The organism is Streptomyces niveiscabiei (genome assembly GCF_001419795.1).
Classification (GTDB): Bacteria; Actinomycetota; Actinomycetes; order Streptomycetales; family Streptomycetaceae; genus Streptomyces; species Streptomyces niveiscabiei.
The window spans coordinates 1-8,861 of sequence record NZ_LIRL01000531.1 but is presented as its reverse complement, the minus strand read 5'-3'; the positions used below and the strand labels follow the sequence as shown (position 1 = coordinate 8,861).

Below are 8,861 nucleotides of genomic sequence, written 5' to 3'. Positions count from 1 at the left end.
CGGATGGTTGTCGTCATGCCTGGTCATCGTGGCTCTAAGGAGGGACGCGGGGCATCGGGCATCAGCCTTAGGTAGGAGGGTGAGGACACGCGGCCCCCTGAGGCCCGGGTGGCTCCCGAGGGGTACCCGGGTAGTCCGTACGGGGTACACGCCACCTTCCCCACCCGTACCCTCCGACCCATGCCCCTGAGCCTCACAGTCCTCGGAACCGCCTCACCCCACCCGGCCCCCGACCGCCCCTGCTCGGGCTACCTCCTGCGCGGCGGCGGCGCCGAGATATGGGTGGACGCCGGGCCCGGAACGTTCGCGGAGTTGCAGCGGCACACCGACCCGAGCCGCCTCACGGCGATCTGGCTGTCGCATCTGCACGCCGACCACAGCGCCGACCTCCTCGCGGCGGTGTACGCGTTCGCGTTCGGCGGCATGACCCCGGCGGCGGCGATCCCGGTGTACGCGCCCCGCGACTGCGCGCTCAGGGTCGCCGGGTTCCTCGGCAAGGCCGACGTCCGCTTCCTCAGCGGAATCCTCGACTTCAGGCCGCTGTACGACGGCCTCCTCGTCCGGCACTGGAACCTGCGCCTCGCCGCCCGCGCGGTCCGGCACGACACGGAGGCGTACGGGCTGCGCGCGGAGTGCCAGGGCAGCGTGCTGGCGTACTCGGGGGACACGGGGCCGTGTGACGCGCTCACCGAACTCGCCACCGGAGCCGACGTGTTGCTGTGCGAGGCAGACATCGACCAGCACGACCGGCATCACGACGGCGAACAGGTGCACATGACGCCGGAGGACGCCGGGGAGGCGGCGCGCAAGGCGGGCGTACGGGAGCTGCTCGTCACGCACGTCGGTCCAACTCTCAAGCGGCAGACGGCAACTGGCCGCGCCGCGCTGGCCTTCGGTGGACCCACCCGGATGGCACGTGAGGGCGAGACGTTCCGGTTCTGACTTCTGTCAGAAGCATTGACGAACCCCTTACCTCCTCCCTACCTTCAACGCGTCGTACTTCGTACGTCATATATGAGACGCGATACGCGAGATCAGATACGCGACTTCCGAGAGGCGCGCATGACGTCTGTGCCCACGCCGATCCCCTCCCGGACGCAGTACGTCCTGGAGGAGATCAAACGCCGCATCCTCACCGGGCGCCTGACGCCTGGTCAGGCCCTGGTGGAGACCGAACTCGCCGCACATTTCGGGGTGTCGAAGACCCCGGTGCGCGAGGCGCTCAAGACCCTGGCCGGCACCGGGCTCGTCGTGATGAGCCAGTACAAGGGCGTCACGGTGCGCATGGTGGACGCGGACATGGCGCGCGAGGTCTACGACGTACGGGTCCTGCTCGAACCGGAGGCGCTGCGGCGGACGGTGAGCCGGGGAGCCTCCCTGGACGCCGCGCGCGACGCGCTGACCCGCGCCGACGAGGCTGCCGACACCGCCGAACGCTCCCTCGCCAACCGGGAGTTCCACCGCGCGCTGTACCTGCCGTGCGGCAACCCGCTGCTCGGCCGGATGCTCGACGAGGTCCGCGACCAGGCCGCCCTGGTCTCCGCCGTCGCCTGGGCGGCCTCGCCGTCCTGGGAGCGCGAGGCCGGCGAGCACCGCGAGATCCTGCGGCTCGCCCTGGCCGGCGACGCGGACGGCGCCGCCCGCGCCCTGCACGCCCACATCGGATCCTTCGTCGAGCGGGCTTTCCCCCACGCGGCGGACCAGGAAGGTCAGGAATGAGCAACGTGGCGTTCGAGACCCAGCGCGCGGCCCTGGCCGACGTCGTCGCCATCCCGGTGACCCCGTTCGCCGAGGACGGCGGCGTCGACGAGACCGTGTGCCGGGCCCTGCTGCGCCGGCTCCTCGACGCCGGGATCACCACGCTCACCCCCAACGGGAACACCGGGGAGTACTACACGCTGACTCCCGAAGAGCGGCGCCGCATAACGGAGTTCACCCTCGAAGAGGTCGGCGACCGCGCCACGGTGCTCGTCGGCGTCGGCCACGACATCCCGAGCGCCGTCGAAGCCGCCCGCCACGCACGGGCGTTCGGCGCGCAGATGGTGATGGTCCATCAGCCGGTGCACCCGTACGTCTCGCAGGCCGGCTGGGTCGACTACCACCGCGAAATCGCCGAGGCCGTACCGGAGTTGGGCGTCGTGCCGTACGTCCGCAACGCGCAGCTGCGCGGCGAGCGGCTCGCCGAACTCGCGGACGCCTGCCCGAACGTGATCGGCGTCAAGTACGCCGTCCCGGACGCGTCCCGGTTCGCGGCGTTCGCGCGGGACGCGGGCCTGGAGCGGTTCGTGTGGGTCGCGGGGCTCGCCGAGCCGTACGCCCCCTCGTACTTCTCGGCCGGCGCGACCGGCTTCACCTCGGGGCTCGTGAACGTCGCCCCGGCCGTCTCGCTGAACATGATCGAAGCGCTTCGGTCCGGGGACTACCCGGCCGCGATGAAGGTCTGGGAGCAGATCAGGCGCTTCGAGGAGCTGCGCGCGGCCAACGGTTCCGCGAACAATGTCACCGTCGTCAAGGAGGCCCTGGCCTCGCTCGGACTGTGCCGCAGGGAGGTGCGCCCGCCGAGCCGGACGCTGCCCGAGGACGAGCGCGCCGAGGTCGCCGCCATAGCCGCCGGGTGGTCCATATGAACGCGCCGCGCAAGGCACCGGAAGACCTGAGAAGTCATCAGTGGTACGGCACGGAAGGCCAGTTGCGCACGTGGTCGCACAACGCCCGTATGCGCCAGCTGGGTTACGAGTCCGAGGAGTACCGGGGCCGCCCGGTGATCGCCGTCCTCAACACCTGGTCGGACATCAACCCCTGCCACGTCCACCTGCGCGAGCGCGCCGAGGCGGTCAAGCGGGGCGTGTGGCAGGCGGGCGGCTTCCCCCTCGAATTCCCGGTCTCCACCCTCTCGGAGACCTACCAGAAGCCGACCCCGATGCTCTACCGCAACCTCCTCGCCATGGAGACGGAGGAGCTGCTCAGGTCGTACCCGGTCGACGCGGCCGTCCTGCTCGGCGGTTGCGACAAGTCGACGCCCGCCCTCCTCATGGGCGCCGCATCGGCTGACGTACCGTCACTCTTCGTACCTGCGGGGCCGATGCTGCCCGGCCACTGGCGCGGCGAGACCCTCGGCTCCGGCACCGACATGTGGAAGTACTGGGACGAGCACCGCGCCGGGAATCTGACGGACTGTGAACTCCGGGAACTCCAGGGCGGGTTGGCGCGCAGCCCGGGGCACTGCATGACCATGGGTACGGCGTCCACGATGACCGCCGCCGCCGAGGTCCTCGGCATGACGCTGCCGGGCGCTTCCTCCATCCCGGCCGTCGACTCCGCGCACGAGCGGATGGCCGCCGCGTCGGGGCGCCGTGCGGTGGAGCTGGCCTGGACGGGGCTGAAGCCGTCGGCCATCCTCACCCGTGAGGCGTTCGAGGACGCGGTGACGACCGTCCTCGGGCTCGGCGGCTCCACCAACGCGGTCATCCACCTCATCGCGATGGCGGGCCGGGCCGGGATCAAGCTCACCCTCGACGACTTCGACCGCATCGCCCGCACCGTCCCGGTCCTCGCCAACGTCCGCCCCGGCGGCCGGACTTACCTCATGGAGGACTTCTACTTCGCGGGCGGCCTGCCCGCCTTCCTCTCCCGCATCACCGACCTGTTGCATGTCGACAGGCCCACGGTGAACGGGACGCTGGGAGAACAGCTCGAAGGGGCCGTCGTCCACAACGACGACGTCATCCGCCCCCGCGCCAACCCGGTCGCGGCCGAGGGCGGCGTCGCCGTCCTGCGCGGCAACCTGTGTCCCGACGGCGCGGTCATCAAGCACATCGCCGCCGACCAGAACCTCCTCAAACACACCGGCCGCGCGGTCGTCTTCGACGACTACAAGACCATGCAACGCACCATCAACGACCCGGAGTTGGGCATCACCGCGGAGAGTGTCCTGGTCCTGCGCGGCTCCGGCCCCAAGGGCGGTCCGGGGATGCCCGAGTACGGCATGCTGCCGATCCCCGACCACCTGCTCAAGCAGGGCGTCCGCGACATGGTCCGCATCTCCGACGCCCGCATGAGCGGCACGAGTTACGGCGCCTGCGTCCTGCACATCGCGCCCGAGTCGTACGTCGGCGGCCCCCTCGCCCTGGTCCGCACCGGCGACACCATCACACTGGACGTCGCCGCCCGCACCCTCCAACTCGACGTGGACGACGACGAGTTGGCGCTGAGGCGGGCGAACTGGACGCCTCCGCCCACCCGTTACGAGCGCGGCTACGGCGCCCTCTACAACGAGCAGATCACGCAGGCCGACACCGGCTGCGACTTCGAGTTCCTCGCGCGCCCCGGCAAGGTCCAGGACCCGTACGCCGGCTGAACCACCGCACGGCACCACCGCAGCACACCGCCAGGCACCCGCCTGCCTGCGAAGAAAGCGCTTACCGCACGACGACGTACATGAACGGAGAACAGTCATGGCCCAAGCCGCAGCCGTGGCGAAAAAGCCCGCGCCACCCCGGCGGCGCCGGGCCTCCGCCACCCCGCGCAGGCTCCCGTACCTGCTGATCGCGCCGGCGGCCCTGCTGATGCTGGGCTTCATCGCCTACCCCGTGATCAGCGTCTTCTACTACAGCCTCCAGCACTTCAACCCCACCAAGCCCTGGCGCGACGGATTCGCCGGACTCGACAACTTCCGGCAGATCTTCACCGACGACCCGCAGTTCTGGGACACGCTGACCTTCAGCGCCAAGTGGGTCTTCGTCGAGGTGGGACTCCAGCTGCTGTTCGGCCTCGCGCTGGCGCTCATCGTCAACCAGACGTTCGTAGGACGGGCGTTGGGACGCGCGCTCGTCTTCTCGCCCTGGGCCGTCTCCGGCGTACTGACCTCCGCGATCTGGGTGCTCCTCTACAACTCCCAGACAGGGATCACCCGTTACCTCGCCGACATGGGGCTCGGCTCCTACGGCACGAGCTGGCTGTCCGACACCTCGACCGTCTTCCCGGCCGTCGTCGTCGCCGACCTGTGGCGCGGCGTGCCGTTCTTCGCGATCCTCATCCTCGCCGACCTGCAATCCGTCTCGAAGGACCTCTACGAGGCCGCCGAGGTCGACGGGGCGAGCAGACTCAAGCAGTTCTGGCACATCACGCTGCCGCACCTCAAGGACGCGATCATCCTCTCCACGCTGCTGCGCGCGGTCTGGGAGTTCAACAACGTCGACCTCCTCTACACGCTGACCGGCGGCGGACCCGCCGGAGAGACGACGACCCTCCCGCTCTACATCGCCAACACCAGCGTCGAATCCCACAACTTCGGCTACGCGTCCGCCCTCACCACGGTCGCGTTCGTGATCCTGCTCTTCTGCTCGATGATCTATCTGCGGCTGAGCAAGTTCGGAGGCGAGTCCAAGTGACCACCACCCACGCCACCGAGCCGGCACCCGCTCCCGTGCGCCAAGTCCCCACGCCCGAACGCCCGGTGAAGCACCGCCGCGCCTGGGACGAGGTCCCCCGCTGGCAGATCTACCTGCCCCTGTCGATCTACCTCGTCTTCACCCTCATCCCCTTCTACTGGATCCTCCTCTTCGCCCTCCGCCCGGCCGGGTCGACGTCCCTCGTGCCGTGGCCCGTCACCTTCGACCACTTCGAAAAGGTGTGGACGGAGAGGCAGTTCGGCACCTACTTCGAGAACAGCGTGTACGTCGGCATCGCCACGCTCCTCGTCACCACCCTGGTCGCCCTCGCCGGCGGCTACGCCCTCGCCCGCTTCGACTTCAAGATCAAGCGCGGGTTCATGCTGGCGCTGCTGTGCTCGCAGTTCGTGCCGGGCGCGCTGCTGCTCGTGCCGCTCTTCGAGATCTTCGCCGAGCTGAAGATGATCAACTCGCTGGTCAGCGTCATCATCGCCGAGACCGTCTTCCAGCTCCCGCTGTCGATGATCCTCATCAGCAACTTCATCAAGAACGTGCCGTACTCCCTCGAAGAGGCCGCCTGGGTCGACGGCTGCAACCGCTTCACCGCGTTCCGCATCGTCGTCCTGCCGCTGCTGCGGCCCGGGATCATCGCCGTCGGCTCCTTCGCCTTCGTGCACTCCTGGAACCACTTCCTGTTCGCGCTGATGTTCCTCAGCAACCAGGACAAGCAGACGATCCCCGTCGGCCTCAACACCCTGATGAGCGCCGACAGCGTCGACCTCGGCGCGCTCGCCGCGGGCGGCATCATCGCCGCCGTACCCGTCGTGATCGTCTTCGCGTTCATCCAGAAGTGGCTCATCACCGGCTTCAGCGCGGGGGCGGTGAAGGGATGAGACTCCGTCAACTCGCCGTAGCGGCAGCCCTGTTGCCCTTACTCGCCCTCCCGGCCCACGCCGAGGCCCGCGACCTCTCCCGCGACACCCTCCCCGCGAACGACGGCTGGGCCTCGTACGGACCCGGCACCACCGGCGGCTCGGCCGCCGACCCCGCGCACGTCTTCACCGTCACCACCCGCGCCGAACTCGCCCGCGCCCTCGACGGCGGCAGCGACACCCCGAAGATCATCAAGGTCGCCGGGACCATCGACGCCAACACCGACGACCGGGGCCGCCGCCTGGACTGCGCCGACTACGCCACCGACGGGTACGACCTCAAGGCGTACCTCGCCGCGTACGACCCCCGTACCTGGGGGGCAGCCAAGCCGGCCGGACCTCAGGAGGACGCCCGCCAGGCGTCGGCGGCCCGGCAGGCCGAGCGCGTAGTCCTCAAGGTGGGGTCCAACACCACCCTCGTAGGGGTCGGCAGAGCCGTCATCAAGGGCGCGAACCTCCAGGTCAGGAACGCCACCAACGTCATCGTCCGGAACCTCGACCTGCGCGACGCCTACGACTGCTTCCCCGTCTGGCAGCCCAACAACGGCGGCCTCGGCGACTGGAAGACCGCGTACGACAACCTGTGGCTCTCCGGAGCCACCCACGTCTGGGTCGACCACGTCACCCTCGGCGACGGAAACCACCCCGACGCCGACGAGCCCACCCACTTCGCCCGCAACTACCTGCGCCACGACGGCCTCCTCGACATCACCAACGCCTCCGACCTCGTCACCGTCTCCTGGAGCCGCTTCACCGACCACGACAAGGCGATGCTCATCGGCTCCGGCGACACCGCGACCGGCGACCGGGGCAGACTGCGCGTCACCCTCCACCACAACGAGTTCCGCGGCGTCGTCCAGCGCGCACCCCGCGTCCGCTTCGGACAGGTGCACCTCTACAACAACCGCTACCTCGTCACCGGCGACGACTACCGCTACTCCATCGGCGTCTCCACCGAGTCCGCCATCCACGCCGAGAACAACGCCTTCCACACCCCCGGCCACATCGAGGCCGCCGACCTCGTCAAGAGCTGGAACGGCACCGCCCTCCACCAGAGCGGCACCCTCTTCAACGGCTATCCCGTCGACCTCCTCACCATCCACAACGCCTACAACTCCGGCAGCGAACGCGACCTGACCGCCGACGTCGGCTGGACACCCACCCTGCACACCACCATCGACAGCGCCGACGCGGCCGACCGGGCGGTGGCCCGGGGCGCGGGCGCGGGGAGGCACCCGTGAGCACCGACATCGTCCTCGCCGGCGCGCGCGGCCACGGCCGCTGGCACCTCGACAACATCCTCCGCCTCCAGGACAAGGGCATCGTCCGCCTCGCGGGCATCTGCGAACTCACCCCGCTCACCCCCGACGAGATCCCCGCCGGGCTCGGCACCCCCGAGCAGTCCCCGGACCTCGGCGCCCTCCTCGACTCCACCGGCGCCCGGATCGCCGTCGTCTGCACGCCGATCCCGACCCACACCGACCTCGCGCTGACCGCCGCGCGCCGGGGCGTCCACCTCCTGCTGGAGAAGCCCCCGGCACCGTCCTACGCGGAGTTCCGCCGCATGGCCGACGGCGTCGCCGCGGCGGGCGTCGCCTGCCAGATCGGCTTCCAGTCACTGGGCTCGCACGCCGTCCCCGCGATCCGGGACCTCATCGCCGACGGGACGATCGGTGAGGTCACCGGGGTCGGGGGGGCCGGCGCCTGGGCCCGCGCCGAGTCCTACTACCGGCGCGCCCCCTGGGCCGGGAAGCGGCGCCTGAACGGCGTGGACGTCATCGACGGCGCCCTCACCAACCCCCTCGCCCACGCCGTGGCCACCGCCCTCGCCCTGGACGGCGCCGTGCGCGCCGAGGACGTGGTCCGCGTGGAGACCGAGCTGTTCCACGCCAACACCATCGAGTCCGACGACACCTCCTGCGTTCGCGTCACCACCTCCCACGGGCGTGCGGTCACCGTCGCCGCGACCCTGTGCGCCGAGCAGCCCGGCGAGCCGTACGTACTCGTCCACGGCAGCAAGGGCCGGATCACCTACTGGTACAAGCAGGACCGCGTCCTCCTCCAGCGCGCCGGGCACGGCCCGGAGGAGTACGAGTACGGCCGCACCGACCTCCTCGAGAACCTCGTCGATCACCTGACGGACAACACCACCCTCCTCGTACCACCCGACTCCACCGGCGCCTTCATGACGGTCGTGGAAGCGATCCGCACCGCCCCGGACCCGGCTCCACTGCCCGAAACCGCCTGGTACCTCCTGAACGAGGAGGAACGCCGCGTGGTTCCCGGAATCGACGGCATCGTGGAAAAAGTCGCCGACTCCCTCGCGCTCTACTCCGAGCTGGGCGCGCCCTGGGCGCAGCGCGACGGCGCCTCGTGGGCGCAGCCGGAAGAGGTGAGTTCCCGATGACCGCCCCCGACACCGCCGTCCTGCGCGTCGCGGGCCGACCCGTCGGCCGTTACGTCACCCGGCCCGAACTGCCCGCCCGGCTCTCCCCGCGCCCCTACCTCCACCCCGTCACCACCCTCGCCGGCACGGCGG

At 70.1% G+C, this 8,861-nt stretch carries 9 protein-coding genes; all 9 read left to right on the top strand.

The annotated features are described in order from the left end of the window. The first annotated feature begins 180 nt into the window (after window positions 1–180). The gene (locus AOK24_RS25275) at window positions 181–942 is read left to right on the top strand and encodes an MBL fold metallo-hydrolase (RefSeq protein ID WP_055722374.1); all 762 of its coding nucleotides are present in this window, start codon (window positions 181–183) and stop codon (window positions 940–942) included. 120 nt (window positions 943–1,062) lie between these two features. Then, window positions 1,063–1,719 (top strand): GntR family transcriptional regulator, encoded by a 657-nt coding sequence (locus tag AOK24_RS25270; protein WP_055722373.1) that lies wholly within the window; start codon window positions 1,063–1,065, stop codon window positions 1,717–1,719. Beyond that, window positions 1,716–2,627, top strand: coding sequence for a dihydrodipicolinate synthase family protein (locus AOK24_RS25265; protein WP_055722372.1), 912 nt, complete (start codon window positions 1,716–1,718; stop codon window positions 2,625–2,627). The genes AOK24_RS25270 and AOK24_RS25265 overlap by 4 nt, the downstream gene beginning before the upstream one ends. Further along, window positions 2,624–4,357 carry an L-arabinonate dehydratase gene (gene araD, locus AOK24_RS25260; protein ID WP_055722371.1) on the top strand — a complete coding sequence of 578 codons (1,734 nt, stop codon included), beginning with the start codon at window positions 2,624–2,626 and terminating at the stop codon, window positions 4,355–4,357. The genes AOK24_RS25265 and araD overlap by 4 nt, the downstream gene beginning before the upstream one ends. 97 nt (window positions 4,358–4,454) lie before the next feature. Further along, window positions 4,455–5,390: a carbohydrate ABC transporter permease gene (locus tag AOK24_RS25255; protein WP_055722370.1), complete on the top strand. Its 936-nt coding sequence runs from the start codon at window positions 4,455–4,457 to the stop codon at window positions 5,388–5,390. Beyond that, on the top strand, window positions 5,387–6,283 hold the full coding sequence (locus AOK24_RS25250) for a carbohydrate ABC transporter permease (RefSeq protein WP_055722369.1): 897 nt from the start codon (window positions 5,387–5,389) through the stop codon (window positions 6,281–6,283). The genes AOK24_RS25255 and AOK24_RS25250 overlap by 4 nt, the downstream gene beginning before the upstream one ends. Beyond that, window positions 6,280–7,563 carry a pectate lyase family protein gene (locus AOK24_RS25245; protein ID WP_055722368.1) on the top strand — a complete coding sequence of 428 codons (1,284 nt, stop codon included), beginning with the start codon at window positions 6,280–6,282 and terminating at the stop codon, window positions 7,561–7,563. Before AOK24_RS25250 ends, AOK24_RS25245 begins: the two co-directional genes overlap by 4 nt. Continuing rightward, entirely contained in the window at window positions 7,560–8,729 is a 1,170-nt protein-coding gene (locus AOK24_RS25240) for a Gfo/Idh/MocA family protein (protein WP_055722367.1), read from the top strand. Before AOK24_RS25245 ends, AOK24_RS25240 begins: the two co-directional genes overlap by 4 nt. After that, the coding region (locus tag AOK24_RS47715) for a DUF6807 family protein (RefSeq protein WP_206191267.1) at window positions 8,726–8,861 on the top strand (136 nt) is incomplete at its 3' end. The genes AOK24_RS25240 and AOK24_RS47715, both read left to right, overlap by 4 nt.

Bases quoted from the DNA above. Each gene is read 5' to 3' on its own strand.
- AOK24_RS25275 (WP_055722374.1), top strand. From the start codon at position 181: ATGCCCCTGAGCCTCACAGTCCTCGGAACCGCCTCACCCCACCCGGCC.
- AOK24_RS25270 (WP_055722373.1), top strand. From the start codon at position 1,063: ATGACGTCTGTGCCCACGCCGATCCCCTCCCGGACGCAGTACGTCCTG.
- AOK24_RS25265 (WP_055722372.1), top strand. From the start codon at position 1,716: ATGAGCAACGTGGCGTTCGAGACCCAGCGCGCGGCCCTGGCCGACGTC.
- araD (WP_055722371.1), top strand. From the start codon at position 2,624: ATGAACGCGCCGCGCAAGGCACCGGAAGACCTGAGAAGTCATCAGTGG.
- AOK24_RS25255 (WP_055722370.1), top strand. From the start codon at position 4,455: ATGGCCCAAGCCGCAGCCGTGGCGAAAAAGCCCGCGCCACCCCGGCGG.
- AOK24_RS25245 (WP_055722368.1), top strand. From the start codon at position 6,280: ATGAGACTCCGTCAACTCGCCGTAGCGGCAGCCCTGTTGCCCTTACTC.